Annotated in this window: 29 protein-coding genes; 10 read left to right on the plus strand and 19 right to left on the minus strand. The window is 71.8% G+C overall.

Annotated elements, in window-relative coordinates; all coding sequences use genetic code 11:
• Positions 1-99: 99 nt before the first annotated feature.
• The 6 genes from RAN62_RS22985 to RAN62_RS23010 all read right to left on the minus strand — a co-directional run bounded on the left by RAN62_RS22985 (position 100) and on the right by RAN62_RS23010 (position 4,069).
• Positions 100-372 (minus strand): DUF4235 domain-containing protein, encoded by a 273-nt coding sequence (locus RAN62_RS22985; RefSeq protein ID WP_305786786.1) that lies wholly within the window; start codon positions 370-372, stop codon positions 100-102.
• A complete protein-coding gene (locus tag RAN62_RS41395) occupies positions 369-806 on the minus strand; it encodes a DUF3618 domain-containing protein (protein ID WP_438874536.1) in 438 nt (145 codons plus the stop codon). Before RAN62_RS41395 ends, RAN62_RS22985 begins: the two co-directional genes overlap by 4 nt.
• Entirely contained in the window at positions 803-1,240 is a 438-nt protein-coding gene (locus RAN62_RS22995; RefSeq protein WP_305786787.1) for a phage holin family protein, read from the minus strand. Before RAN62_RS22995 ends, RAN62_RS41395 begins: the two co-directional genes overlap by 4 nt.
• A 70-nt stretch (positions 1,241-1,310) precedes the next feature.
• Positions 1,311-2,678, minus strand: a complete 1,368-nt coding sequence (locus RAN62_RS23000) for a mechanosensitive ion channel family protein (RefSeq protein WP_305786788.1) — start codon at positions 2,676-2,678, stop codon at positions 1,311-1,313.
• Between the two features lie 187 nt (positions 2,679-2,865).
• The gene (locus tag RAN62_RS23005; RefSeq protein ID WP_305786789.1) at positions 2,866-3,687 is read right to left on the minus strand and encodes a DUF1206 domain-containing protein; all 822 of its coding nucleotides are present in this window, start codon (positions 3,685-3,687) and stop codon (positions 2,866-2,868) included.
• Between the two features lie 61 nt (positions 3,688-3,748).
• Positions 3,749-4,069, minus strand: coding sequence for a hypothetical protein (locus RAN62_RS23010; protein WP_369077193.1), 321 nt, complete (start codon positions 4,067-4,069; stop codon positions 3,749-3,751).
• A gap of 46 nt (positions 4,070-4,115) precedes the next feature.
• Between RAN62_RS23010 and RAN62_RS23015 the strand changes: the two genes are divergently transcribed.
• Positions 4,116-4,400: a GNAT family N-acetyltransferase gene (locus RAN62_RS23015; RefSeq protein WP_305786791.1), complete on the plus strand. Its 285-nt coding sequence runs from the start codon at positions 4,116-4,118 to the stop codon at positions 4,398-4,400.
• Here RAN62_RS23015 and RAN62_RS23020 read toward each other — a convergent pair.
• Positions 4,397-6,034 carry a RecQ family ATP-dependent DNA helicase gene (locus RAN62_RS23020; RefSeq protein WP_305786792.1) on the minus strand — a complete coding sequence of 546 codons (1,638 nt, stop codon included), beginning with the start codon at positions 6,032-6,034 and terminating at the stop codon, positions 4,397-4,399. The two genes, RAN62_RS23015 and RAN62_RS23020, sit on opposite strands and share 4 nt — an antisense overlap.
• A gap of 76 nt (positions 6,035-6,110) precedes the next feature.
• Positions 6,111-7,064, minus strand: a complete 954-nt coding sequence (locus tag RAN62_RS23025) for a TIGR03557 family F420-dependent LLM class oxidoreductase (protein ID WP_305786793.1) — start codon at positions 7,062-7,064, stop codon at positions 6,111-6,113.
• A 275-nt stretch (positions 7,065-7,339) separates the two neighbouring features.
• Here RAN62_RS23025 and RAN62_RS23030 point away from each other — a divergent pair, with 275 nt between their 5' ends.
• The 3 genes from RAN62_RS23030 to RAN62_RS23040 all read left to right on the plus strand — a co-directional run bounded on the left by RAN62_RS23030 (position 7,340) and on the right by RAN62_RS23040 (position 10,344).
• Positions 7,340-8,884 (plus strand): glycoside hydrolase family 3 protein, encoded by a 1,545-nt coding sequence (locus RAN62_RS23030; RefSeq protein WP_305786794.1) that lies wholly within the window; start codon positions 7,340-7,342, stop codon positions 8,882-8,884.
• A 102-nt stretch (positions 8,885-8,986) separates the two neighbouring features.
• On the plus strand, positions 8,987-9,436 hold the full coding sequence (locus RAN62_RS23035) for a PepSY domain-containing protein (protein ID WP_305786795.1): 450 nt from the start codon (positions 8,987-8,989) through the stop codon (positions 9,434-9,436).
• 80 nt (positions 9,437-9,516) lie between these two features.
• Positions 9,517-10,344 (plus strand): helix-turn-helix transcriptional regulator, encoded by an 828-nt coding sequence (locus RAN62_RS23040; protein WP_305786796.1) that lies wholly within the window; start codon positions 9,517-9,519, stop codon positions 10,342-10,344.
• A 3-nt stretch (positions 10,345-10,347) separates the two neighbouring features.
• Here the strand turns inward: RAN62_RS23040 and RAN62_RS23045 are convergent, their stop codons facing one another.
• Positions 10,348-11,031 carry an SDR family NAD(P)-dependent oxidoreductase gene (locus RAN62_RS23045; RefSeq protein ID WP_305786797.1) on the minus strand — a complete coding sequence of 228 codons (684 nt, stop codon included), beginning with the start codon at positions 11,029-11,031 and terminating at the stop codon, positions 10,348-10,350.
• A 104-nt stretch (positions 11,032-11,135) separates the two neighbouring features.
• On the opposite strand from RAN62_RS23045, the gene RAN62_RS23050 reads away from it, so the two are divergent.
• Complete coding sequence (locus RAN62_RS23050; protein WP_305786798.1) at positions 11,136-11,963, plus strand: helix-turn-helix domain-containing protein; 828 nt, start codon at positions 11,136-11,138, stop codon at positions 11,961-11,963.
• Between the two features lie 168 nt (positions 11,964-12,131).
• On the opposite strand, the gene RAN62_RS23055 is transcribed toward RAN62_RS23050, so the two are convergent.
• Genes RAN62_RS23055 through RAN62_RS23065 form a run of 3 tightly spaced genes read right to left on the minus strand, consistent with a single transcriptional unit; the run spans position 12,132 to position 14,820 of the window.
• On the minus strand, positions 12,132-13,157 hold the full coding sequence (locus tag RAN62_RS23055) for an NAD(P)-dependent alcohol dehydrogenase (protein ID WP_305786799.1): 1,026 nt from the start codon (positions 13,155-13,157) through the stop codon (positions 12,132-12,134).
• The gene (locus tag RAN62_RS23060; protein ID WP_305786800.1) at positions 13,154-13,792 is read right to left on the minus strand and encodes an iron-sulfur cluster assembly protein; all 639 of its coding nucleotides are present in this window, start codon (positions 13,790-13,792) and stop codon (positions 13,154-13,156) included. The genes RAN62_RS23055 and RAN62_RS23060 overlap by 4 nt, the downstream gene beginning before the upstream one ends.
• Complete coding sequence (locus RAN62_RS23065; protein ID WP_305786801.1) at positions 13,789-14,820, minus strand: amidohydrolase family protein; 1,032 nt, start codon at positions 14,818-14,820, stop codon at positions 13,789-13,791. The genes RAN62_RS23060 and RAN62_RS23065 overlap by 4 nt, the downstream gene beginning before the upstream one ends.
• A 141-nt stretch (positions 14,821-14,961) precedes the next feature.
• Here RAN62_RS23065 and RAN62_RS23070 point away from each other — a divergent pair, with 141 nt between their 5' ends.
• Positions 14,962-15,699: a helix-turn-helix domain-containing protein gene (locus tag RAN62_RS23070; protein WP_305786802.1), complete on the plus strand. Its 738-nt coding sequence runs from the start codon at positions 14,962-14,964 to the stop codon at positions 15,697-15,699.
• A 138-nt stretch (positions 15,700-15,837) separates the two neighbouring features.
• Here RAN62_RS23070 and RAN62_RS23075 read toward each other — a convergent pair whose 3' ends face one another.
• Positions 15,838-16,686, minus strand: coding sequence for a hypothetical protein (locus tag RAN62_RS23075; RefSeq protein ID WP_305786803.1), 849 nt, complete (start codon positions 16,684-16,686; stop codon positions 15,838-15,840).
• Between the two features lie 86 nt (positions 16,687-16,772).
• Between RAN62_RS23075 and RAN62_RS41400 the strand changes: the two genes are divergently transcribed.
• Positions 16,773-16,967: a hypothetical protein gene (locus tag RAN62_RS41400; protein ID WP_438874537.1), complete on the plus strand. Its 195-nt coding sequence runs from the start codon at positions 16,773-16,775 to the stop codon at positions 16,965-16,967.
• Between the two features lie 48 nt (positions 16,968-17,015).
• Positions 17,016-17,519: a hypothetical protein gene (locus tag RAN62_RS23080; protein ID WP_305786804.1), complete on the plus strand. Its 504-nt coding sequence runs from the start codon at positions 17,016-17,018 to the stop codon at positions 17,517-17,519.
• Between the two features lie 33 nt (positions 17,520-17,552).
• On the opposite strand, the gene RAN62_RS23085 is transcribed toward RAN62_RS23080, so the two are convergent.
• The 5 genes from RAN62_RS23085 to RAN62_RS23105 form a co-directional block, all read right to left on the minus strand.
• Positions 17,553-18,164 (minus strand): response regulator, encoded by a 612-nt coding sequence (locus RAN62_RS23085; RefSeq protein ID WP_305786805.1) that lies wholly within the window; start codon positions 18,162-18,164, stop codon positions 17,553-17,555.
• Entirely contained in the window at positions 18,161-19,393 is a 1,233-nt protein-coding gene (locus tag RAN62_RS23090; protein ID WP_305786806.1) for a sensor histidine kinase, read from the minus strand. The genes RAN62_RS23085 and RAN62_RS23090 overlap by 4 nt, the downstream gene beginning before the upstream one ends.
• Positions 19,394-19,402: 9 nt before the next feature.
• On the minus strand, positions 19,403-20,143 hold the full coding sequence (locus tag RAN62_RS23095) for an ABC transporter permease (protein ID WP_305786807.1): 741 nt from the start codon (positions 20,141-20,143) through the stop codon (positions 19,403-19,405).
• 2 nt (positions 20,144-20,145) lie between these two features.
• Positions 20,146-21,048 carry an ABC transporter ATP-binding protein gene (locus RAN62_RS23100; protein WP_305786808.1) on the minus strand — a complete coding sequence of 301 codons (903 nt, stop codon included), beginning with the start codon at positions 21,046-21,048 and terminating at the stop codon, positions 20,146-20,148.
• A gap of 82 nt (positions 21,049-21,130) precedes the next feature.
• On the minus strand, positions 21,131-22,354 hold the full coding sequence (locus tag RAN62_RS23105; RefSeq protein WP_305786809.1) for a glycosyltransferase: 1,224 nt from the start codon (positions 22,352-22,354) through the stop codon (positions 21,131-21,133).
• A gap of 117 nt (positions 22,355-22,471) precedes the next feature.
• Here RAN62_RS23105 and RAN62_RS23110 point away from each other — a divergent pair, with 117 nt between their 5' ends.
• Together RAN62_RS23110 and RAN62_RS23115 are read left to right on the plus strand one after the other, a co-directional pair.
• The gene (locus RAN62_RS23110) at positions 22,472-22,918 is read left to right on the plus strand and encodes an SRPBCC family protein (protein ID WP_305786810.1); all 447 of its coding nucleotides are present in this window, start codon (positions 22,472-22,474) and stop codon (positions 22,916-22,918) included.
• Positions 22,915-23,919 (plus strand): SDR family oxidoreductase, encoded by a 1,005-nt coding sequence (locus RAN62_RS23115; RefSeq protein WP_305786811.1) that lies wholly within the window; start codon positions 22,915-22,917, stop codon positions 23,917-23,919. Before RAN62_RS23110 ends, RAN62_RS23115 begins: the two co-directional genes overlap by 4 nt.
• Here RAN62_RS23115 and RAN62_RS23120 read toward each other — a convergent pair.
• Positions 23,869-24,771, minus strand: a complete 903-nt coding sequence (locus tag RAN62_RS23120; protein WP_305786812.1) for a helix-turn-helix domain-containing protein — start codon at positions 24,769-24,771, stop codon at positions 23,869-23,871. The genes RAN62_RS23115 and RAN62_RS23120 overlap by 51 nt on opposite strands.
• Positions 24,772-24,780: the final 9 nt, after the last annotated feature.

The following is a 24,780-nucleotide window of genomic DNA, read 5'->3' on the forward strand; positions in this document are numbered from 1 at the left end:
CGATGTCGAGGCAGCGCCAAGGGGCGATCGGCGGCGGGCACGGAAAAGGCTCCCGGCATCGCCGGGAGCCTTGACCACGGTCTATGCGTGCCGGGGTGGTCAGTCCGGCCAGGAGCCGGTCACCTTGCGGACGCCGATGTCGCCACCGCGCTGCACGGCGGCCCGGACGACCGAGAAGATCGCGCCCTGCAGGGCGGCCGCGGCGAGAATCTCGCCCCAGCCCCGGTCCTCGTCGTGCGGGTCCGGCGCGTCGTCGTCGCCGGCGGCCAGCTTCCAGACCTCCTTGAAGATGACGCCCGCGATGGCACCGGCGGCGAACCCGAGGGCGAGCCCGACCGGCTTCGTGGCGACCTTCTGGAGCTTGCCGCTCACCGGCGCCTCCCCCGGACGATCAGGATGATGCCGACCAGGGCCACCCCGGCGGCCAGCAGCGCCGCGTAGTTGACCGGGTTGCGGCGCACCTGCTCGGGGGCCTTGTCGAGGACCGTGTCGACGGTGCCGGACTCGCGCACCTTGTCGTTGGCCAGCGCCACCTTCTGCTCGGCCTGGGCCGTGGCGGCCTTGACCTTGCCCGTGGCGGCCGCGGCGGCCGTGGTGGCGGCGTCGCGCACCTTGCCGGTCGCGTCGTGCAGCTGGGCCCTGGCCTTCTGCTTGGTGACCTCGACCTGCTCCTTGGCGCGCGCCTTCACGTCGGCCTTGGCCGCGAGCGCCTGGACGGTCTCGCCCAGCTCGGCCCGCGTCTGCTTGATCTCCTCGCGCAAAGCCTCGACGTCGGGCTTGCCCCCGGATCCGTTCTTGTCGCTCATGCCCGGCTCCTACCGCTCTTGATCGCGTGCTTGACCTCGTCGACGTCCGCCTTGGCGCTCTCGATGGCGGACTTCGGCTCCGGCGGGACGGCCTGCGTGACCTGCTTCTTGCCGAGCAGCGCCAGCACACCGGCCGTGGCGAACAGCACCACGGTCCAGATCAGCGCGGCCGCCCACAAGGGCAGGAAGATGTCGAAAACGATGATGAGCGTGGCGATGAGCGCGCCCACGCCGTACATCGCGAGTACGCCGCCTCCGCCGAACAGACCCACACCGATGCCGGCGTGCTTGCCTTTCTCGGCCAGCTCCGCCTTCGCTAGTGCGATCTCGTCCCGGACAAGGCGGGTGATCTGTTCGCTCGCCTTCTGGACCAATTCCGAGGTGGACTGGTCGGTCCCCGGACGGACCGGGCTACCGTTCAGGACATCGGCCATGGTGTCCTCCTTTCACAGCACGTGTATGCCCTGCGTAGCGGCAAGTCAATCCTCGTACCGGCGGGTCACCTCAGGCGCGTTTTCCGCCCGATCCGGCAGACACGGGCGAACCCGTCGCACCGCCGCCTCCCGGCCCCGGAAGCGGCACGGTGCCGGCATCCGGCCCGGCCCGGAAACCCGGCCCGGCGGAGGAGCCAGGCCCGGCGGAGAGGCCGGCCTCGGGGGAAGGCTCAGGCTCGGCGGAGGGGCCGGTGAAGGCCGCCGCCCGCTCGTCCCCGTCGCTCGCCCCGCTGAAGACCAGCGCGTCGTCGGACGGCGGCGCGCTCACGTGCGTGTCGTAGTCGTCCGCCCCCGCACGGCGGGCGGCTCCGGGCGTACCCCGGACGGCCTTGGCGGTTTCCAGGCCCGACCGCTCGATGTTGGTGACGTCCGCGCGCATCCGCGGCAGCGAGTCCTTGCGGTGCTCGAAGACCCACGCGACGAGCCGCTCGCGGACGAGGCAGCGCAGGTCCCACAGCGAGGGCGCGTCGTTCGCGCTCACCAGGGCGCGCAGCCGGATCATGCCGCCCGTGGCCTCGGTGACCTGCAGCACGCAGACCCGGCCGTCCCAGAGCTCGGTGCCCTCGCAGACGGTACGCAGCTCGGCGCGCAGCGGCTCCACGGGCAGCGACCAGTCGACGTCGATCTCGGCGGTGCCCAGGACGGCGGAGCCCCGGCGCGTCCAGTTCTGGAACGGCTTGGTGGTGAAGTACGAGGTCGGCATGATCAGCCGCCGGTCGTCCCAGATCTGCACGGCCACGTACGTGAGGGTGAGCTCCTCGATCCGGCCCCACTCCCCCTCGACGACCACCACGTCGTCGACCCGGACGGCGTCGCTGAACGCCAGCTGCAGACCGGCGAAGACGTTGCCGAGCGTGCTCTGCGCGGCGAGCGCGGCGACGACCGAGACGAGGCCGGCCGAGGCGAGCAGGCTCGCGCCCACCGCCCGTACGCCGGGAAAGGTCATGAGCATCACGCCGATGGCCACGATCACGATCGCCGCCACGGTCACCCGGCGCAGCATCTGCACCTGGGTCTTGAGCCGCCGGGCCTTCATGTTGTCCGACACGTCGGTGCGCCACCGGGAGAGCGCCAGATCCTCCAGGACCAGCAGCAGGGCGCCGGTGAGCCACGCCACCGCGCCGATCACGAACAGCACGAGCGTGTGCAGCACCCCGGCTCGCGCGGGGAAGTCGCCGCCGAAGCCGCGGACGGCCGCCTGCACGGCGAACACCGTGGCGGCGAACAGGAACGGCCGGTGGGCCGTGGTCGCCAGGTCGCGCAGCAGCTGAGACTTGCGGCCGAGACGTTGCGTGATCCGGTGCAGGATCTCGACGACGACGATCGCCGCGGCGGCCGCCGCGGCCACGGCGAGCAGGACTTTCAGAACGCTGGGCACGTGGTTCCCTCTCCTCGGGAGTCTCTTGCCAGCGACCTAGCTTGCCCCTTCCGGCTGTGGGTTCCACCTGGTTCGGCCAGGTCCGGGCTTGGTGTTGATCACATCTTCATCGGGGGTCCCAGGAGGTAACACGCGCGCAAAGAAGCGGCCGCCCGTGCCAGGGCGGCCGCTTTCGTGAAGTCAGGTGTCAGACCTTGCGGTAGCGTACCTGGAAGAAGCAGTAGATGCCGAACGCGGCGACGCCGAGGGCGATCAGGCCCAGCGCCCACGGCCCGTACGACTTCGAGGCCAGCGTCTTCACCGCGGCGTCGAGGCCCCGCGCCTTCTCGGGGTCGTACTGGACGGCGGCGGTGACGACCAGCGCGCCGGCGATGCCGTAGGCCACGCCCTTGGCGGAGTAGCCGGCCTGGCCGAGGCGGGTGGTGGTCTTGCGCACCGACGGGCTCATCTGCTGGGTGTTGAGGTGCTTGAGGAAGCCCTTCTTCACGCCGTAGATCACCAGGCCGATGCCGACGCCGAGCACGACCACGCCGATCAGGCCGACCAGGAAGCGGCCGCCCGAGCTGTCCATGAGGGTCGACGCGCCCTGCTGCGAGCTGTCACCGGTGGTCGAGCCGCTGCCCTGGAGGACCTTGATGCCCAGGTACGCGAAGTAGAGATAGAGGATCGTGCGGCAGCCCGACAGGACCCGCTCGGCGAGGGCCTGCTTGTCCTGCTCGCCGCTCTCGCCGATGGCCGCCTCGAACGCCTGCCACAGGGCGAGGCCGATCATGCCGACGACCGTGATGACCACGAGCGTCTTGCCGAGCGGCTGCTGGGCGAGCGTCTGGAAGGCCCCGGACTGGGAGCCCTCCGCGCTGGAGTCCCCGAAGGCCAGCTGCAGGGCGATCCAGGCGAAGAGCAGGTGAATGACGCCGTACGCGACGAAGCCGCCGCGGGCGAGATATTCGAGCGGCTTGCTGTCGGCCGCTCGCGATGCGGTGCTGCGAACGTGGGAGGAGGCAGTCATGGCCACGTATGTGACCCGGCGTAAATTTTTTCAAACCTGCTGTACGCAGCAGCTATGTGTGCTAGCGCGACACCTGGATGCCGATCTGGTCCGCGGTGATGCTGTCGAGCGACACCTGGAGCCCGCCGACGTCGACGGCCTGCTGCCCCTTGGTCAGCTGGATCTGCTCGCCGGCGACCTCGAGGGTCACGGTGTTCTGGTCGGCGCTGACGAACTTCGCCTCGACGCCGAGCACGCTGGCGCTCGCGTTGACGGTCCGGTCGATGGTGACGGTGCACTGGTCCAGGCCGCAGGAGACGTTGTCGCCCCCGCATCCGGTGAGCAGGCCGAGGCCGAGCGCGGCTGCGGTGAACAGGGCTGCGATACGCGGTGCGGTGTTCATCACCTGGTCAAGGGTACTTGGCGTGATCCAGCTTAAGCTCGGAGTCATGGACGTCTCTGTCAAGGACAACCCGGCGCAGCACCGCTTCGAGCTGCTGACCGCCGACGGCGAGGTGGCCGGCTTCGCCACCTATCGCGAGCGCGACGGCGTGACCGTCGTGGTCCACAGCGAGGTCGACCTCTCGCACCGCGGCGAGGGCCTGGGCAACAAGCTGGCCCAGGGCACGCTCGACCTGCTCCAGGGCCGCGGGGCGAAGGTCTACCCCGCGTGCCCGTTCTTCGCCCACTACGTGACCGAGCACCACGACTGGGACGCCATCCTGGTCGACTAGACCGCCTTCAGGAGCTTGTGCTCGAGGACGACGGGCACGGCGAGGGTCTTGTAGCCGACGCTGTCGAAGAGGACGGTCATCTTGTCCTCCTCGTAGCCCATGACCATGCCCTCGCCCCACTCCGCGTGGCTCACCTTGCTGTGCACCGCGAAGGGCTCGTCGCCCGTGCTCTCCTCGACCTCTTCGGCCACGCCCTCGGCGCAGTTGTCGCAGTGGCCGCAGACCTTGGTGACCTCTTCGCCGAAGTAGGCGAGGAGGGTCTGCGTACGGCAGGCGTTGGTCTCGGCGAAGGCGCGCATCATGTCGGTGCGCGACTTCTGCACGGTCTGCTGCCGCTCGAAGAGCTCGGCGGCGAGCGTGGCCGCCCGGTCGGGCCGCGGCGCGTACCGCGGGACCGTCCACTTGCTCCCGTCGCCGGCCTTCGCCGCGCCGGCCTGTTCGAGCAGGGCGAGGAACTGGCCGAGCTTGCGCGGGCCGAGGCCGGTCTTCTCCTTGAGCGCCGTCTTCGTGGTGGGCCCGGCGCGCAGGGCCGCGGCCAGTTCTTTCAATTCCACGGGATCGGGGCTGCCGCCGGCGAAGAAGCGCTGGATGCCCTCGTCCTCGGCCCGCCACAGCAGCAGGGCCCGGCCCGGCTCGCCGTCGCGGCCCATCCGGCCGATCTCCTGGAAGTAGCTGTCCGGGGAGTCGGGCAGGGCGACGTGGGCGACCCAGCGGATGTTCGGCTTGTCGATGCCCATGCCGAACGCCGACGTGGCGACCATGATGTCGATCTTGTCGGCGGAGAAGTCCTCGTGCCGCTGCTCGCGCTCGCCCTTGCTCATGCCGCCGTGGTAGTACTCGGCGGGATAGCCGGCGTCCGTCAGCTTGGCCGCCAGCTCCTCGGCCGACTTGCGGGTGGCGACATAGATGATGCCGGGCCGGTTCGTCTCGTCGAGCAGGTTGGTCAGCCGGCGCCAGCGGTAGTTCTCGTCGGGGCAGTAGGCGACCTCGAGGAAGAGGTTCTTGCGGTCCAGCCCCGAGACGTGGATCTCCGGGTTCTTGAGCCCCAGCCGCTCGATGATGTCGTCGCGCACCGGCGGCGACGCCGTGGCGGTCAGGGCCAGGACAGGCGGGCGGCCGATGCCCTTGATCAGCTGCCCGAGCTGCAGGAAGTCCGGACGGAAGTCGTGACCCCAGGCCGAGATGCAGTGCGCCTCGTCCACCGCCACGAGGCCGGGGCGCAGGGCGCGTACCTCGGACAGGCGCTCGGGATCGCTGAGCTGCTCCGGCGTGATGAAGAGGAACTCCGCCCGGCCCTCGCGGATCTCCTGGATCGCCTCCCGCTGCTGGGCGGGCGTCTCGGCCGAGCTCACCCGGACCGCGCGGACAGCCGGGTCGTCATAGGCGTTGAGCGCGGCGATCTGGTCCTGCTGCAGCGCGAGCAGCGGGGAGATCACCACCGTGGGGCCGGGCAGCAGGACCGCCGGGATCTGGTAGATCGCCGACTTGCCGGCCCCGGTGGGCAGGACGACCAGCGCGTCGCGGCGGCGCAGGACCGCCCGCATGGGCTTGAACTGGCCGGGGCGCAGGGAGGGCCAGCCGAAGTGCTTGCGCGCCACTTTGCGCAGCCGGGGCCCATAGATCGGGAGCTTCATCGAGCGTCCGTTCTGCCCCGGCCACTCCCGCACCAAACCTTGCTCCCCCGCGGCGGAAAACCGAAAGGAACCCAAATCAGGAGCCATGCTTAGGCAAAATCTCGCTCGCGTAGAGATCGCACAGACCCTGCCAGTTCGGGCCGGTGTTGGCGACGTAGACCTCGTCGAAGCCCGCGTCCTCGTACTGCTTGAGCTGCTCGAGGTGCGGCTCCACGGCGTTGCCGCAGACGAAGGCCTCCTTGATCATGTCCTGGGTCACGAGCTGCGACGCCTGCTCGAAGTGCTTGGGCGCGGGCAGCACCTGGGACAGCTCACCGGGCACGCCCGCGTTCGGCCACTTCTCGTACGCGATCCGGGCGCCCTCCTCCTCGGTGGGCGCGAACGCGGCCTTGAAGCCGGCCTGCGCGGTCCGATCGCCGCCGCCCTGCTGCCGGAACTGCTTGACCAGGTCGCCGTCGGGCATCGTGCTCACATAGCCCTCGCCGATCCGCGCCGCGACCTCGACCGCCTTGGGCCCGAACCCGGAGACCAGGATCTCCGGCGGCGCGGCCGGGAGCGTGTAGACCCGCGCGTTCTCGACCGTGTAGTGCTTGCCGCGGTAGGAGACGTTGCCGCCCTTCCACAGCTCACGCATGATCTCGACGGCCTCCTCGAGCATCTCCAGCCGCACGTCGGCCTCGGGCCACGCGTCGCCGAAGATGTGCTCGTTGAGGGCCTCGCCCGTGCCGATGCCGAGCCGGAACTTCCCGCCCGTGAGCACCGCGCTGGTGGCTGCCGCCTGCGCGATCACGGCTGGATGGATGCGTACGGTCGGGCAGGTCACCGCGGTCGTGATCGGCAGCGACGTCGCCTGGCTCAGCGCGCCGATCATGCTCCAGACGAAGGCGCTCTGGCCCTGGGCGTCGACCCACGGGTGATAGTGGTCCGAGATCCACAGCCCCGAGAAGCCGGCCCGCTCGGCCGCCTTGGCCTGCTCGATCAGCTCGGCCGGCGTGTACTCCTCGCAGGACAGGAAGTATCCGATTCTCATGGCGACCGGATACCCGCCGGATCACTTCCGGAACATGCGCTTGATGGCCCAGATGAGGAAAATCGCCGCGAGTGCGACACCGAGCAGGCGAACGGCGTGAACCTCGGACCAGTCCACCCCGGATGCGGCTTCCATCACAGCGGCCAGCCTAGCGGTCCCACAAATAGGAAGGTTTGTTGACTATACCGGGTAAGTGGGAGACCATCGGTCACCGAAGGGAGACGTGTCCTCCGGGGGGAGGCCGCGTCACATGCTTACCGGAGGTTTCCGACGTCATGCCGATTCCTGACGAGTTGTCCGAGCTGGCCGCGGCGGTGCTGCAGCCCGGGTTCGAGGGCACCACGGTGCCCGGCTGGGTGCGCCGGTGGCTCGGGGAGGGTCTGGGCGGCGTGGCGCTCTTCGCGCGCAACGTCGAGAGCCCGGCCCAGGTCGCGGCGCTCACCGCCCAGCTGCGGGCCGAGCGCCCCGACGTCATCGTGGCCATCGACGAGGAGGCCGGCGACGTCACGCGCTTCGAGTCGCGCCAGGGCAGCTCGCGCCCCGGCAACCTGGGCCTGGGCAGCATCGACGACGTCGAGCTGACCGGCGCCGTCGCCCGCGACCTGGGCCTCGACCTGGCCCACGCCGGCATCACGCTCGACTACGCGCCCGACACGGACGTCAACAACAACCCCGACAACCCCATCATCGGCGTACGCGCCTTCGGGGCGGATCCCGCCCTGGTGGCCCGGCACGGCGCCGCGTGGATCCGGGGCCTGCAGGACGCCGGCGTCGCCGCGTGCGCCAAGCACTTCCCGGGTCACGGGGACACGGCCGTCGACTCGCACCACGACGTCCCGGTCATCGGCCACGACCTCGCCCGCCTGCGCGAGGTGGAGCTGGTCCCGTTCCAGGCCGCGATCGCCGCCGGGGTCCGCTCGATCATGACCGGTCACCTGGTCGTCCCGGCCCTCGACCCGGAGCTGCCCGCGACCCTGAGCCGCCGCATCCTCACCGGGCTGCTCCGCGAGGAGCTGGGCTTCACCGGTCTCATCGTCACCGACGGCATCGAGATGCAGGGCGTCCGCCGCAAGTACGGCCTGGAGGGCGCCACCGTCCGGGCCCTCGCCGCGGGCGCCGACGCCATCTGCGTGGGCGGCGACCACGCCGACGAGCACACCGCGATCCGCCTGCGCGACGCGATCGTGGCCGCCGTCCGCGCGGGCGACCTGCCCGAGGAGCGCCTCCGCGACGCCGCCGCCCGGGTGCGCGAGCTCGCCACCTGGACCGTCGGCATGCGGGCCCGCACCGTCACCCCCGGCACGGCCGTGGCCGGCCCGTCCGCCGTCGGCCGCGCCGCCGCCCGCCGGGCCCTCAAGGCGACCGCCACGACGGACGCGCCGGCCCTGCCGCTGCGGGTCCCGGCCCACGTGGTCGAGTTCGCCCCGCCGCGCAACATCGCCATCGGCGCCGAGACCCCGTGGGGCGTCGGCGCTCCCCTGAGCCGCCTGCTGCCCGGCACCACGTCCGTCCGCCTGAGCGCCGACGACCTGGCCGGCATCACCGACCCGGCCGCCCCGGTCCTCGCCGGCGCCACGGGCCGCCCGCTGGTCCTGGTGGTCCGCGACGTGCACCGGCACCCGTGGATCGCGGACGCGGTGGCGGCCACACTGGACGTACGCCCGGACGCGATCGTGATCGAGATGGGCGTTCCGGTCGCCGTCAGCGGCGGCCTGCACCTGGCCACGCACGGCGCGACCAGCGCCTGCGGCGAAGCGGCGGCCGAGCTCCTCGCGGGCGCCGCGGTCCCCGAGCCGGCCGAACAGGCCCTGGCCGCCTGACGACCGGGAGCACCCCGCGGGTCCATCGACATTGGTCAAAGACTCAACTATCTTACCGATGTCGATGCCTGCGGGGTGACGCCCGCTGTCGAAAGGTCCGCCTTGAACAAGCGCATTGCCGCCGTCCTGACCGGCGGGGCGTTCGCCCTGACCGCCTCCCTCGGCCTCGCGACCGCGGCCTCAGCCACCCCCGGTCCCGGCGACACCCCGTCGCCCACCCCCTCGGTGAGCCCGTCCGCACCGGACGTTCCCGGCACCGACCTCCCGGCCCTCCCCGGCACCTCGGGCACGCCCGTCACCCCCGGCGTCCCGACCGCACCGGGCGGCGGCGCCCCGGGCGTGCCGGCCGGCCCCGCGATCATCACCGCCGACGAGGCCAAGGCGATCGCCCTCACGGCCAGCGGCGGCGGCACGATCACCAAGTTCGAGCTCAAGGACGAGAACTCGGACCACCCCGAGTACCGCGCCGAGATCCGCAACGGCCGCACCGAGCACAAGCTCCGCATCGACGCCCGCACCGGCGTCATCACCCGCCACGACATCAAGAACTGAGCCACCCCGGCCGGCCGGGCGGACAGCCGGGGAAAATCGCTACCACCCCCTGCGCCGCCCGGCGCGCGACAATCGGGGACATGACCGAGCTCGGCACCACCCTGCGCGCCTGGCGCGACCGTCTCTCGCCCGCGGCGGTCGGGCTGCCGGCCGGTCACAACCGCCGGGCCCGAGGGCTGCGCCGGGAGGATGTCGCCGAGCTGGCCGGCATTTCCGTCGACTATCTCGTCCGGCTCGAGCAGGGCCGGTTCGACAGCCCGTCCGCGCAGGTGGTCGCCGCGCTCGCCCGGGCTCTGCAGCTCGACCCGGCCGAGCGCGACCATCTCTACCGGCTGGCGGGCCTCCACGCGCCGGGCGCCGGGGAGATCAGTGACCACATTCCGGCGAGCGTGCAGCGGGTGGTGCGGCGGCTCGGGGACGCCGCGGTGGCCGTCTTCGCCGCCGACTGGCAGCTGCTCTGGTGGAACAAGACCTGGGCGGCACTGTGCGGCGACCCGCTGACCGTGCCACCGACGCGCCGGAACTTCGTACGGGACACGTTTCTCCCCGACGGGCCGCGGCTGACCCAGCACAGCGTGACATCGCTCGTCGTCGGCTCGCCGGAGGCCGCGCTCGTGGCCGACCTGCGCCGGGCGACCGGTCGCTTCCCGGCCAGCCGGCGTCTCGCCGCGCTGATCGAGGAGCTGACGGCCGGCAGCCCGCGCTTCGCCGAGCTGTGGGCGGCCGGGACGGTGGGCCTGCACTACAACGATCAGAAGATCGTCGACCATCCGGAGGCGGGCCCGGTCGCGGTGGATTGCGACGTGCTCACCGACGGCGAGGCCGACCTGAAGATCGTCGTCATGAGCGCGGTCCCGGACTCCGCCGACGAGGCCAAGCTGCGCCTGGCCGTCCTGGCCGGCAACTGACGGTCACCAGGGCAACGGGCCGTTCTCGTCCTGGAGGGTGCCGGTCGGGCCGTCCACCAGGGTGGCGAGCCGGGCGACGACGGCGGCGCTCTCCTCGGCCGGGCGCCCGATGCCGTAGGCGGCGGTGAAGTCGGTCGCCGTGGCGCCGGGCTCGACGGCATTGAACCGGATGCCCGGGTACGCCTTGGCGTACTGCACGGTGAGCATGGTGGCCGCCGCCTTGGACGCCGCGTAGAGCGTGAGCGGGAGGGCGTACTCCGGTCGATCGGGGTTGGTGACCGCCCAGAAGGACCCCATGCTGCTCGACACGGTGACCACCGCCGGGGTTGCCGACCTCCGCAGCAGGGGCAGCGCCGCCTCGGTGACCCGGACGACCCCCACCGCGTTCACGTCGAACGCCCCCAGCGCCGTGGGCCCGTCGACCGCGCTGTCCGCGAGGATGCCCGCGTTGTTGATCAGGAGGTCGAGCCGGCCCTCCGCGGCGTCGATCGTCGCGAGCGCGGCCCGGACCGAGGTGTCGTCGGTCACGTCGAGCTGTACGTATCGGACGCCCAGCGCGGCGGCGGCCTTCTCCCCCCGCTCGGCGTCCCGGGAGCCGAGATAGACGACATGGCCCTGCTCGTGCAGCTGCCGGGCGGTCTCGAAGCCGATGCCCTTGTTGGCCCCGGTGATCAATGTGACTGTCATGCCCCGAACGCTAGGAACGGCCGGCGGGCCCAGCCAGACTCCTCCGCTGCCGGGGGCATGACAGGACCCCCGATATTCCGTGTACGCCGTCCTACGCTGGACCGGTGGGTGAGACGACGAACGCGCTGGGCGCCTTCCTCCGGGCCCGGCGTGAGCTGGTGACGCCGCAGCGGGCGGGCATCCCTGGCGGGGGTGTGCGGCGGACGCCGGGGTTGCGCCGCGAGGAGGTCGCCCTGCTGGCCGGCATCAGCGCCGACTACTACCTGCGGCTGGAGCGTGGCCGCAACCGCAACCCGTCGGTGCAGGTGCTCGAGTCGATCGCCCGCGTGCTGCGCCTCGACGCGGAGCACCGCGCGCACCTGATGGCCCTGGCCTGCGAGTTCCAGCCGCCCGTGCGGCGACAGGCCCCGCCGCCCTCCGCGCTCGACCTGATGGCCTCGCTCGCCCAGCCCGCCTTCATCGAGGACCGTGGCTTCGACATCCTCGCCGCGAACGACCTCGCCCGGATGCTCTCGCCCCGCCTCGTCGCGGGCGGCAACCAGCTGCGCGACCTCTTCCTGGACCCGGACGAGCGAGCCCTGCACCGCGACTGGGAGATCGTCGCGGAGTGCTTCGTCGCCGGCTTCCGGCAGGCGGTGGGCAGCGACGGCGGCGACCCGCGCTTCGCCGGGCTCACCGGGGAGCTGACCCGGGCGAGCCCGCACTTCCGCCGGCTGTGGGCCCGTCACGAGGTCCGCGGCCACCGCAGCGCCCCGATCCGCCTGGACCATCCGCGGGCCGGCGAGCTGGTCCTCACCCGCGAGCAGCTCACCATCAGCGGCACCGACGGCCTGAAACTGATCGTCTATCACCCCGAGGCCGGCTCGGAGACCGCCGGGAAGCTGAGCCGGCTCGGCCCGGCCGGGACCACGGTGCCGCGCGTCACCCACTGAGACCGGCGGGCCGATCGCTCCGGCGCCCGCGTCAGCCCGACAACCCGGCGCGCGTCGGCGATGAAGCCGGCGCTCGGCTGCACGGGTGAGGGGCGTGCGTCGGCCCCGGAGCCGGTGCGTCGCCACCGGGGCCGCGACCCGGCCGGCACTGCCCGCGCCGAGTGGTGGTCATGGGGTGAGAATCGCGCGGCCGCGGACCCGGCCGGCGGCGAGGTCGTCGATCGCCTCCTGGAAGTTGTCGAGGGCGTACTTCTGGGTGTGCAGGGTGACCTTGCCCTGGGCGGCCAGGGCCATGAGGGCGGCGAGGTCGTTGTACGAGCCGACCAGGTTGCCGATCACCGAGATCTCGGCGGAGATCAGGTCGATCGTGGGCACGTCGACGTTCTCGCCGTAGCCGACCACGTGGTAGTCGCCGGCGCGCCGGGTCATCGCGAGCCCCTCGGCCGTCGAGCCGCCCTCGCCGACGAAGTCGATCACGACCTCGGCGCCGTGGCCGGCGGTCAGGTCGCGTACCTGGTCGATCTGGGTTCCGGCGGCGACGATGCCGTGCCGGGCGCCGATCTGCAGGGCGAGTTTGACCGCGTCGGGGTTGCGGTCCACGACGATGATCTCGGCAGGCGACAGGGCGGCCAGGACCTGGATGCCGATGTGACCGAGCCCGCCCGCGCCGATGAGCACACATCTGTCGCCGGGGCGCAGGCGACGGGCCGCCTTCGCGACGGCGTGATAGGCCGTCAGTCCCGCGTCGGCCAGCGCGGCGACGTCGGCCGGTTCGAGCCGGTCGTCGATCTTCACGACGCTGCGGGCGGAGGTGCGCAGATAGTCGGCGTACCCGCCGTCGGTGTCGATGCCCGGGAACCGCGACACCTCGCAGTGCACGTCGTCGCCGTCCCGGCAGGCCCGGCACAGTCCGCAAGTGATCAGCGGGTGGAGGATGACCTTGTCGCCCTCGGCCACGTTGGTGACCGCGCTGCCGACGGCGGTGACCCAGCCGGCGTTCTCGTGCCCGATCGTGCAGGGCAGCGTGACGCCCGACTTCTCCGCCCATTGTCCTTCGAGGATGTGCAGGTCGGTCCGGCAGACACCGGCGCCGCCGATCTTGACGACGACATCGTGCGGGCCTTCGATCGCCGGCTCCGGCACGTCCTCCATCCGCAACTTCTCGTGGTAGCCGGCGACGCGGACGGCTCTCATGTCAGCACCTCGTTCTCGTAGCGGGTGGCCAGCAGGCCCCGGCAGAAGTGGGCGTTGCCCTCGACGGAGATCCGCACCGAGCGGGCGCGGCGCAGTTCGAGCGGGCCGGGCGGGCCGCCGTACTGATCGGTGAGCAGCGGCTCGGACCCGTCGAGCGACAGGCCGAGCGCGGCCCGGTGCCGGAACACGGGGTCGCCGTCCGGCACGTCGGCCAGGGTGAGCTCGGCGACGTTCCGGGGCAGCAGCCTGGTGATCGCCCGCTCCATCGCGACCACGTACGCCTTGCGCCGGAAGGTCTCCCGCAGCTCGTCCAGCGACTCCAACGCCTCGTGACCGAACGTCTCGCGGTAGCCCTTTCCGGCCGCCAGACCGCGATTGATCAGCTCGGAGTCGTGGTGGTCGTCCAGCTCGACGACGACGTGCCGGACGCCGGGGACATCGGCCACCGCGTCGTACGCGTCGGAGGCCATCAGCCACGCGAAGTTCGGCGCGCAGAACGACGTGGGCAGCCGCAGGTGCACTTCGACCGCGGCCCCGTCGATCGCCACGGACCGCACGAACCCGAGCTCGGTCAGCGGCCGGTCCAGCTCGGGGTCGACCACCGTCGCGAGCGCCGCCCACACCTGGTCCCTCACGACGCGGCCGCCGGCTCGCGCGGTCCCGTCAGCGGCTCACCCGCGTCGGGCAATCGGAGGCGCTCGGGCACGTCCAGGTCATAGAGCCGGGCGGCGTTCAGACCCAGGACCTTCTTCTTCTGTACGGTCGTCAGCGGCGCGTACTCCGTCATGCCGGCCGGGATCTGGAAGTCCACGAACCGCTCGACCAGCCATTTCGGCGTCCACAGGGCATAGTCGCTGGAGAACATGATCCGGTCCTCGCCGAGCCAGTAGAGCAGCTCGCCCATGATCTGCGCGAAGTACCGCGGCCGGGTGTGGATGAACGGCATGGCGACCGCGAGCCCGGCGTACACGTTGGGCTCCTGCGTCGCGATCCAGCAGAAGTCCTCCAGCCGGGGCAGCCCGCAGTGCTCGACCACGAACGTCAGGTCGGTGAAGTCGGAGGCGACGTGGTCGACGTCCGCCACGTCGAAGGCGTCGCGGTCCAGCGGCCGGATCGTCGGTCCCTTGTGCACGTGGATGTTGCGGATGCCCAGCTCACGGGCGACTTCGAGATATTTGTACGCCCACGGGTCGGTCAGCTTGTAGCCGCGCGACTGCCCGTGCCACTCGGCCGTGTAGAGCTTGACCCCCGTGAGCCCGAACCGCTCGGCGTCGGCGCGGAGCTGGTCGAGCCCCGCCTCGCCGTTACGCGGGTCGAAGCAGTGGTTGTAGGTCAGCTTGTCCGGGTGCTTGCGGGTCAGCTCCCACGCCTCGTCGGTCTGCCCGAAACCGGTGCGGTAGAACTCGCCGAGCAGCGCGGGCTGGAAGATCGCGTGGTCCACGTAGCCGTCGTCGAACAGGTCGCGCATCAGCCGGTCGCTGCCGTAGTAGAGATAGTCCTCGTACGGCCAGAGCTCGGACTCCGGGCTCAGGTTGCGGTGATAGTCGTAGAAGCAGTCGATGAACTGCTTGCCGTGGATGTTCCGCTGGTTCCCGGGGCGGGCGTCCCACAGCGCGATGTGGGCGTCGACGATGAAGTAGTCCTCGCCATCCTTGCGATACATGGCCTGCCTCCCTCAAGTGACGCCCGTCACGCTAGGACGGCTCTCACGATGCGGGCAATGCATGCACATGTCTCACCTTGAGACACGCTGCGACCAGGCAACTCGGCGTACGCTGTAACGCGGACATCGCTGGGAGTACACGTGGACGACACATTGGTCAACCAGCCGGCGCCCGCGCGGCTCCGCGACTCGTGGCTGCGCAGCGAGCGCTACGGCGTCCCGCCCGACGAGATCAGCCCGGTCTTCACCGACGGCTTCGACACCGGGTCGCTGCTCTACGACTGCGCGACCGAGGTGCTCGCCGGACTCCAGGCCACGATCGCCAACGAGCCGGTCGCCCTGATGGTCGCCGACCGAGACGGCTTCGTGCTCGCGCGGCTGTGCCCCGACACGACGATCCGGCGGTCGCTCGATCGCGTGCACCTCGCGCCCGGGTTCTCGTACGCGGAGAAGAACGCCGGCACCAACGGCCTGGGCCTGTCGCTCGCCGACCGCGCCCCCACCCTGGTCCGCGCCGACCAGCACTATTGCACCGGACTGAGGCGCTACACCTGCGCGGCGGCGCCCGTGCTCGGTCCCGTGCCCCCGCAACTGGCCGGCAGCGTCAACCTGACCACCTGGTCCGACGCGTCGTCCGGCCTGCTGCTGGCCCTCGCCCAGGCCGCGGCGGGAGCGACGAGCGCGCTGATGCTCGCCCGCTCCCGCACCTCCGCCGACGCCCCCCGGCGCCTCACCCGCCTGGAAAGCGTCGAACGCGACGAGATCGTCCGCTGCCTGGCCGAACCCGGCATGACCATGACCCGCGCGGCCGAAGAACTCGGCATCGGCCGCGCGACCCTCTACCGCAAGATCGCCTACTACCGCATCGCCGCCCGCTGACCCGCCTCCGACCGGCGACCGGCGGTGGGCCGTCCCGGGCCGGTCGAACTGCACCACGACCACGACTTCGGAGTCCTCCGGCCGCTTGGTCGTGATGGGCCAGTGCCGGCTGGGCGGCGCCGCCATGCAGGAGATCGGCTATGTGAAGAACAGGATGCCGATCAGCTGGATCAGCAGGATGGATCCCATTCCGACGCCGAGACCCCACCGGAACTGAACGGGGATGCGGCTGATCCATCCGTTGTTCTCCACGGCCCGGTCGGTCGCGGCTCCTTCGGACTGGGCGTCCCTGTCCGAGTTCTCCTTCGGCCGCGACGGGGGCGCACCGGACTCGCTGCACTCCGCCGCCTCGGGCCGAACGGTCAATGTGTTCAGCGAACCTGCGACTTCCGCGAGCCTCTCGACCGATGCGTCGACGCGGGTGACTGCCTGGTCGACTCGGCTCGCCCCCATTTCGAGCGTCGCGGACACGTATTCAGCGTTTCCCAAGGCGGAAAGGTCTGGCATGTTCTCCACTGCTCGGGCGAAGCTCTGCAACGGACCGCTGTAGTCCACCAAGTGACCGATGGCCTCGGCCGACCGGGCAAGCACTGGCGTGTGGTCATGGAGAAAGGACAACATGCCGGCCGAACGTTCGAGTGACGCCAGACCGTCAGGGTCGACGGTCTGCCGGCGGAACGGCTCGTCGACAATCTCTTTCAAGGTGGCAACCACCTCGTCCGCGACACCTCGGAGATCGCCGATGGCCGTGAGGACTTCGTCCCGCTGCTCCGACGCGGCCTTTTGCAAGTGACTGAGGAGCTGCTCCTCTGTGAGGTGCGACAGTCCTTTGATGCGCGAAGCCAGCGCTCGCTCGCGCCGCTCCTTCCACTGCCGCAGGACGTCAGCGGGGAACTTCTTCTCGTTCAGCTTGTTGTCCACTGCGGTGTGGTGGAACTTGCACAGCAGTATGAGGTTGTCGAAACTCCTGCGCTCCTCCAGGCTCAAGTCTCCGCGCCCTCGCGGTCCCCGTTCCCCGGCGGACTGGATGTGTGCCCGGTCATCTACTCGCACGCGGCGCGGACCGGCGGGTCGTGCTGCAGGCCATGCACTCGGTCGTCGACTGGCTGGGCTTCGCGGTGTGGGGGACGGGCGCTGGTCCGCTCGCTGAGCCTGTCGCCGGACAGTGGCGTCCTGGAGAACATCGGCGAGCGTGTCGCAGGCATCGGCGGGCGCTGGGGCGTACTCCGGACGGGGTCGTGCGTTTGCCGCCGCGGCCTAACGGTTAGATCGGGGGCGCGACCTTCCTGGGCGCGACCTGAGGAGTGAGGATTGCTGTGACGGACGAACCGTTGTACGCCCAGTTCGGCTTCACCGACGCCGAGTGGGGGCTGCTCGTCGGCCTGCCGCAGGCCGTGCTGACCGCCGCGAGCGTGGCCGAGCGGGACAGCGCGCGCAAGACGCGGCAGGAGGCGCAGGCCGGGCTGGACGAGATCTCCGACGCGCGGGCGTCGGCCAGCCCGCTGGTCACCGCGGTGGCCAAGGCGGTGCTGGCGGCGACGGGCGACCCGGATCGGGGCGAGGAGCTGCCCGTGATCGAGCCGGCCGACCCGGTCGGTTACGCGCAGGATGTCATCACCCGGGCCGCCGAGGCCAACGCGCTGCTGGCGGCGAAGGCGACCCCGGCCGACGCGGAGACCTACAAGCACTGGCTGGTGGAGATCGCGGAGAACGTGGTGGGCGCGGCGTCCAGCGGCGGCGTGCTCGGGATCGGCGGCGACCAGGTCACCGACTCCGAGCGGGCCTTCCGCGACGAGCTGGCCAAGGCGCTCGCGGACTGACGGGGCATGGCCCGGGACGAAGTGCCCGGGCCATCACAGCAGGTCGTAGGCTGCGGCCACGGCCGCGGCGCGGTCGCGGACACCCAGTTTCGCGTACGCGTGCAGCAGATGCGTCTTCACGGTCGCCTCGCTGATGAAGAGTCGCCGCGCGGCCTCGCGGTTCGAACAGCCCTGTGCGATCAGCCGCAGCACTTCGAGCTCGCGCTGGCTCAACGCCGAGGCCGCCGGGGCCCGCAACTCGCCCATCAGCCGTCCCGCCACGGCCGGCGACAGCACCGACTCGCCGCGGTGGGCCGCCGTCACCGCCCGGAAGAGCTCGGCCCGCGGTGTGTCCTTGAGCAGGTAGCCGGTCGCGCCGGCCCGGATGGCGGGCAGCACGTCGGTGTCCGTGTCATAGGTGGTCAGGACCAGCACCCGGGCCCGGGAGCCCTGGTCGCGCAGCGCCTTGATCGCGGTGACGCCGTCCATGCCGGGCATGCGCAGGTCCATGAGCACCACGTCGGGGTCGACCGCCCGCGCCACGACGAGGGCCTCCGCGCCGTCGGCGGCCTCCCCCAGCACCTCGAACCGGTCCTCGCCGGCGAACATCCCGCGCAGGCCGTCGCGGACCACCGGATGGTCGTCGACGACGATCAGCTTGATCATGCGGCGCCGCCCAGGGCCGGGGCCGGCACGCACGCGGACAGCGCGGTGCCCGAGCCCGGCTCCGACTCGATCTCCAGCGAGCCCGCGATGCGGTGGAGCCGGTCGCGCATGGCGGTCAGGCCGTAACCGCCGGCGGCCGTACGCTCCCTCGGGGCCGCCGGGTCGAAGCCGGCGCCGTCGTCGCGGACGTCCAGGGTCACAAGGTCCTCCATGTAGGACAGGGTGAGCGCGACGCGGCCGGCCGCGGCGTGCCGGGCCACGTTGGCCAGGGCTTCCTGGGCCGTCCGCAGCAGGGTTGCCTCGATCTCCGGCCGCAGCGGGCGCGGCGGGCCCGTCGTGATCAGCTCGACGGGCACCCGCTGCTGCGCGGTCCACGCCGCGGTGATCTCGGCGAGCGCGTCCGGCAGGGTCGCGGCGTCGAGCGGGCGGGGGCGCAGCGCGTGCACCGAGCGGCGGGCCTCGGTGAGGCTGTCGCGGGCCAGCCGGCGGGCCGTGTCGAGGTGCCGCCGCCGGTCCGTGGGCCGGTCCGCGGCCTGGTCGGCGGCCTCCAGCTGGGTGACGATGCCGGTCAGCCCCTGCGCCAGGACGTCGTGGATCTCCCCGGCCAGCCGCTGCCGCTCGTCTTGGACGCCGGCCTCACGCGCCTGGACCAGCAGCTGGGCGTGCAGGCCGGCATTTTCCTCCAGGGCGGCGGTGAGCTGCTTCATCATCTCGGCCCGGCGGGCGTGCGCGGCGTTGGTGAGGGTGCTCAGCAGGGTCATCGCCACCCCGATGCCGATGTTGAAGCCGAGCACCGTGGCCAGCGCACCGTAGTCCTCCGGGCGGCCGTAGACGCCGAAGCCACCCATCTGCGAGGTCGCGGTGCAGACGCCGACCGCCGCCGCTCCGAGGAGCTGCCGGCGCCGGCCCAGGGCGTGCAGCAGCAGGTAGCCGGTCCAGGCGTAGAACCCGTACAGCGGGTTGGTCCAGACCAGCACCGCGCTCAGCGTGACCAGGCCCGCGAAGAAGAATCCCATCAGGCGCCGCCGGGACTCCCACCCCGGGTGCAGCGTCACGAACCACAGGATCCAGAGACCGGCGACCGCCGCGACGGCCACCGACAGGCCGAGCGGCTTCCGGTCGATGGTCGGGTCGTCGCGCGTGACGACCGCGAACACCGTGGCGCCGGCCAGCGCGAGGTAGGGCATCAACCGCAGGAACCGGTCCAGGCGGCGCCGGGTGGCGTCCACGTGAGCCTCCTAACTCCAGCGGAAGAGGCGGGCCGCGGCGAGCCCGGCCACCAGGATGTACGCCACCAGCACGGTAAGCGAATCCCAGGCCGGCCACGACCCCGTCATCGCGTCGACCAGCGCCCGCTCCCCCGCGCCGAACGGGGTGAAGTCGCTGATCCGCCGGAGCACCTCGGGGAAGACCTCCCGGGGCGTCCACAGCCCGGCGAAGAACATCAGCGGGAAGAAGACGAGCGTGCCGATAGAGTTGGCGGCCTTGCCGGACGGTGCGACCGCCGCGATGACCAGGCCCAGGACCAGGGCGGTGCCGGCGCAGGCGAGGAAGGCCACGAGGTACGCGACGGGTTGCCGGGGCAGGGCGACGGCGTAGAGGATCCGGCCGGTGACCAGCACGAGCGCGATGGCGGCCACCGCGGCCAGGAGGTTGGTCAGCAGTTGGGCGGCGAGCAGGGCGGCCGGGCGTACCGGGGTGGCGGCCAGGCGCCGCAGCACCCCCCGTTCGCGGTACGTGGCCAGCGCCGGCGGTGCCACCTGCAGACCGAGCGACCCGAGGGCCATGACGACGGCGATGGCGACGTAGACGTCGACGATCCGCAGGCCCCCCAGCGCGCCGACCGGTTCCCGGAAGTCCGGCACGGCGCCGAGGATCACCACGAGCAGGGCCGGGAAGAGGACGGTGAAGAACACCTGGGCGGGCTCGCGGCGGAAGAGGCGCAGTTCCTGGGCGGTGAGCTTGCCGAGCGTACGCATGGTCAGGCCCCGTTCCCACGGCTCGTCAGGCGGACGAAGGCGTCGTCGAGGTTGTCCTGCTCGACGCGGAAGTCATGGGCGATGATCTGGTGCGCGGCCAGCGTGGCGGCGACCGCCTGGACGACGGCGCCGGTGCCGGTGACCTCGATCCGGTCGCCCTCCTGGCGTACGGACTCGACCTCCGGCAGATCCGTGAGCAGCACCTCGTCGAGGGGCACCGACGGCCGGAAGCGCAGCCGCCGGAGCGCGCCGGCCCGGTCGACCAGTCCGGCCGGGGTGTCCAGCGCGACGACGGCGCCCCGGTCGATGACGGCGATCCGGTCGCAGAGGCGCTCGGCCTCCTCCATGAAGTGGGTGACCAGCAGCACCGTGACGCCGCGGTCGCGGACTTCGCGGATCAGGCTCCAGGTGTCCCGGCGGGCCTGCGGGTCGAGCCCGGTGGTCAGCTCGTCCAGGATCGCGATGCGCGGGTTGCCGACCAGGGCGAGCGCGATCGACAGGCGCTGCTGCTGGCCGCCGGAGAGCCGGCCGAAGCGCTCCTTCAGCTTGCCGCCGAGACCGAGGTCGCCGGCGAGCGCGCGCCAGTCGGCCGGATCGGGATAGAACGCGGCGAAGAGCTCGAGCGCCTCGCCGACGGTGGTCTTCTCGGGCAGCCGGCTCTCCTGCAGCTGCACGCCGACGAGCTCGCGCAGCTCCCGGTCGCCGCCGGCGCGGCCGAGCACCCGGACCGTGCCGCCGTCCGCGGTGCGCAGGCCGGCGACGCACTCGACGGTCGTGGTCTTGCCCGCGCCGTTCGGGCCGAGGATGCCGAAGATCTCCCCCGTCTCGACGGCGAAGGAGACGTCCCGGACCGCGACCGTGTCCCCGTAGCGTTTGGTCAGATGGGTGACCTCGATGGCTGACATGCCTTCGAGCATCGCGGCCGGGCGGGGTCACCGCGTCGACCGGCGGACTGCTCCGCCGGTCAACCGGTTGGTGGATGTGCGGTTACGCCACGGCCTCCGCTTCGGCCTCGGAAACCCGGCGGCCCGCGACGGCGGAGTAGACCGAGCCGACCTGGGCGGCGACGCGCTTCCACGAGTACGCCTGGCGGGCCCGGTCGAGCGCCGCGGTGGCGTACGCGAACCGGCGCACCTTGTCGTTGATCAGCCGGCGCAGCGCCCCGCCGAGCGCGCGGGGGTCGCGGGCCGGGACGAGGTCGCCGGTCAGGCCGTCGACGATCGTCTCCTTGATGCCGCCCACGGCCGCCCCGATGACCGGGACGCCGCACGCCATGGCCTCGAGCGGCGCCAGCTCGAACTGCTCCCGCCAGCCGGCCGCCACGAGCAGGTCGGCCGAGCGGTACCAGCGCGGCATGTCGGCCGCCGGCACCGCGCCGACGAGCCGCACCCGATCGGCGACCTGGAACTTCTCGGCCATCGCGCGCAGCTTGCGGGCCTGCGGGTCGGTGCCGAGCTGCCGGGCCGGCGGGCCGCCGACGACGACGCACTCGGCGTTCGGCACGAACCGCATGGCCTCGATGACGTCGGTGAAGCCCTTGTGCTCGACGAGCCGGCCGACGCTGAGGATGCGGGGCCGCTCCGGGTCGCGCTCGATCGCCGGGCCCTCCGGGGTGAAGAACCGCTCGCTGTCGACGCCGGCCGGGACCACCGCGAGCCGCGAGCGCGGCACGCCGATGCGGACGAGGCCGTGCAGCTCGTCCTGGCTCTGGGCCACGACCCGGTCCACCGCCCGGCCGAGCGCGCGCTCGTAGCCGGTGCGGGAGGCGCCGCTGCCCGGCTGGGCGGCGTCCGGCAGGGTGTCGCCGGCGAGCTCGTGGAACGACTGGACGACGGGGATGCCGACCTGACGGGCGGCGGTCACGGCCGCGAGCCCGCTGGTCCAGTAGTGGGCGTGGGCGACGTCCGGCAGCCAGTCCGACTCGCGCCACTCGGTGCGCAGCCACTGGGCGAAATCCCCCATGTGGGGCAGCAGCGCCTCGGCGGGCAGCGAGCGGGCCGGGCCCACCGGGACGTGCACGACCCGGACCCCCGCGCCGAAGGTGCCGACGGCGGGCTGGGCGGGGTCGTCGCGGCGGACGTAGACGCGGACGTCGTGGCCCAGCTCCGCGAGGGCGGTGGAGAGCTCGGCGACGTGGCGCTGCTGAGTGCCCGTCGCCCCGCCCTCGGCGGTCAACGGGGTGGCGTGCTCGGCGATCATCGCAATGCGCACGGGTCCTCCTCCGACAGCTCGGTCCGGGAGAAGACCGGAGTAATGGCTGGAGATACGCGGAGCGTCTTGCCCTGAGCCCGTACGGGTAAACATGGCCCGTGCGGGTACATGACGCTCGTGGCTATCGTGCAGCGTACCGTGGCGGCCCCGCCGGACCGGGTCTTCGCCGTCCTCGCGGACGGGTGGACCTACAGCGACTGGGTGGTGGGAACGGTCCACATCCGGGACGTCGACAAGAGCTGGCCCGCCGTGGGCGCCAAGTTACACCACAAGGCCGGGCCGTGGCCGTTCTCCCTGCAGGACGAGTCCGAGGTGCTCGAGGTCGAGCCGGACCGGCTGCTGACCCTCCGGGCCGGCCTGTGGCCCGCGGGCGAGGCGACGATCAAGTTCGAGCTGGCGCCGGACGGGCCGGGCCGCACCCGCGTGACCATGTACGAGGACTTCCACGCGGGCCCCCTGCACTGGATCCGCAACAAGATCAACGACCTCGTCCTGCACCGCCGCAACATCGAGTCGCTGCGGCGTTTGTCGGACATCGCCATCCGGGAAAAGAACTCTGTATGAGCCAGGTTGTCGTCATCACCGGAGCGAGCGCCGGCGTGGGCCGCGCTGTCGCCACCGCGTACGCCCGCCGCGGCGCCCGACTGGCCCTGATCGCCCGCGGGGCGGCCGGGCTCGAGGGCGCCTCCCTGGAGGCCCGGGCCGCCGGCGCCGCCGACGTACGCACCTTCCAGCTGGACGTGGCCGACGACGAGGCCGTCCGCAAGGCCGCCGACGAGGTCGCGGCCACATGGGGCGGCATCGACGTCTGGATCAACGACGCCATGGTGTCCGTCTTCGCCCCGGCCTGGGAGATCTCCCCGGCCGAGTACAAGCGCGTCACCGAGGTCAACTATCTCGGCACGGTCAACGGCACCCTCGCCGCCCTCGCCCACATGCGCCCGGCCGCGCACGGCACGATCGTGCAGATCGGGTCCGCGCTGGCCTACCGCGGCATCCCGCTGCAGGCGCCGTACTGTGCCTCGAAGCACGCCATCCAGGGCTTCAACGACTCGCTGCGGGCCGAGCTGCTGCACGACGGCAACAAGGTCAAGCTGTCCATGGTCCAGCTCCCGGCCGTCAACACCCCGCAGTTCTCCTGGGTCCGCACCCGCCTGCCCAACCACCCCCAGCCGGTGCCCCCGATCTATCAGCCCGAGGTCATCGCCAAGGCCGTCCTGTGGGCCGCCGACAAGGGCAAGCGCGAACTCAACGTGGGCGGCCCCACCCTCAAGACCCGGCTGGGCAACATCGCGGCGCCGGCCTTCCTCGACTGGCTGCTCTCGAAGGACAAGGAGGGCTACCAGGGTCAGCAGACCGGCGAGAAGATCGACCAGGCCACCTGGCAGGACAACGTCGACAAGCCGGCCGACGACGTCCGCGACCACGGCTCGCACGGCGTCTTCGACGACCAGAGCCGGACGAGCTCTTTCGCCCTGTGGCTCACCACCCACAAGCCCCTGGTCGGCGCCGCCTCAGCCGGCCTCGCCGGCCTGGCCGCCACCGCCCTGCTCCGCCGCCGCTGACCGGCGGCCGGGGCGGGCCAGCTCCAGATAACGCTCGAGATAGCGATCCAGCAGGCCGTCGAAATCCTCGGCGGCCTGCTGCCACAACGCGTCGAAGGTCGTCCTGTACGCCCGGATGTCGGCGCTGCCCTGCGTGGTGAGACCCGTGTTGAGCAGGTCTATCTCGACGCACTGGTCGTCGAGGATGTCGAAGCCGTGCATGGGTGGCACCGCCCATTGGCGGTCGAACGGGACGACGCCGATGTCGACGTTGTCCTGCCGGACGGCCGTGCGGAGACGCTCGATCTGACCGAGCATCACCGCCGCCGGGCACAGCAGGTTGGCGAGCGCACCCTCGGCGAGGAGGAAGTGGAATCGCTTGCGGCGGCCGGTCAGCACCTCCTGGCGCTTCATCCGGGCGGACACGGCCTCCGCGACCGCGCCGTAGCCGAACGCGGCCAGGTCGAACTTGCCCATGACCGCGCGGGCGTACTCGCTCGTCTGCAGCAGCCCGTGGATCATGACCGGCTGGAAGACGCGGTAGGTGGTCGTGGCGGCCTCGAGCTCCGCCATGCGCTCCTGGTTGCGCACGAGCCCGGAGCCGGTCATCCGCCAGTCGGTCATGCGGTTCTGCATCCGCATCACGGCCCGGGCGACCAGCCGGCGGCCCTCGTCCTCGCCGAGGTCGAGGGCGCGGGCGATCGTCCCCACGTCGCCGGGCTCCGTGGTGCCCGCGCCGGTCTCGATGCGGGAGATCTTGGCCTGGCTCATCCCGACGATCTCGCCGAGCTGACGGCCGGTCAGCCCGCGCCGTCGCCGGTGCCGGGCCAGCTCCTCCCCCAAAGTCGGCTCCGGCCCGGCCTCGATCGCCACGACTCCTCC

The sequence above is a fragment of the Symbioplanes lichenis genome (genome assembly GCF_030709675.1).
Taxonomy (GTDB): domain Bacteria; phylum Actinomycetota; class Actinomycetes; order Mycobacteriales; family Micromonosporaceae; genus Actinoplanes; species Actinoplanes lichenis.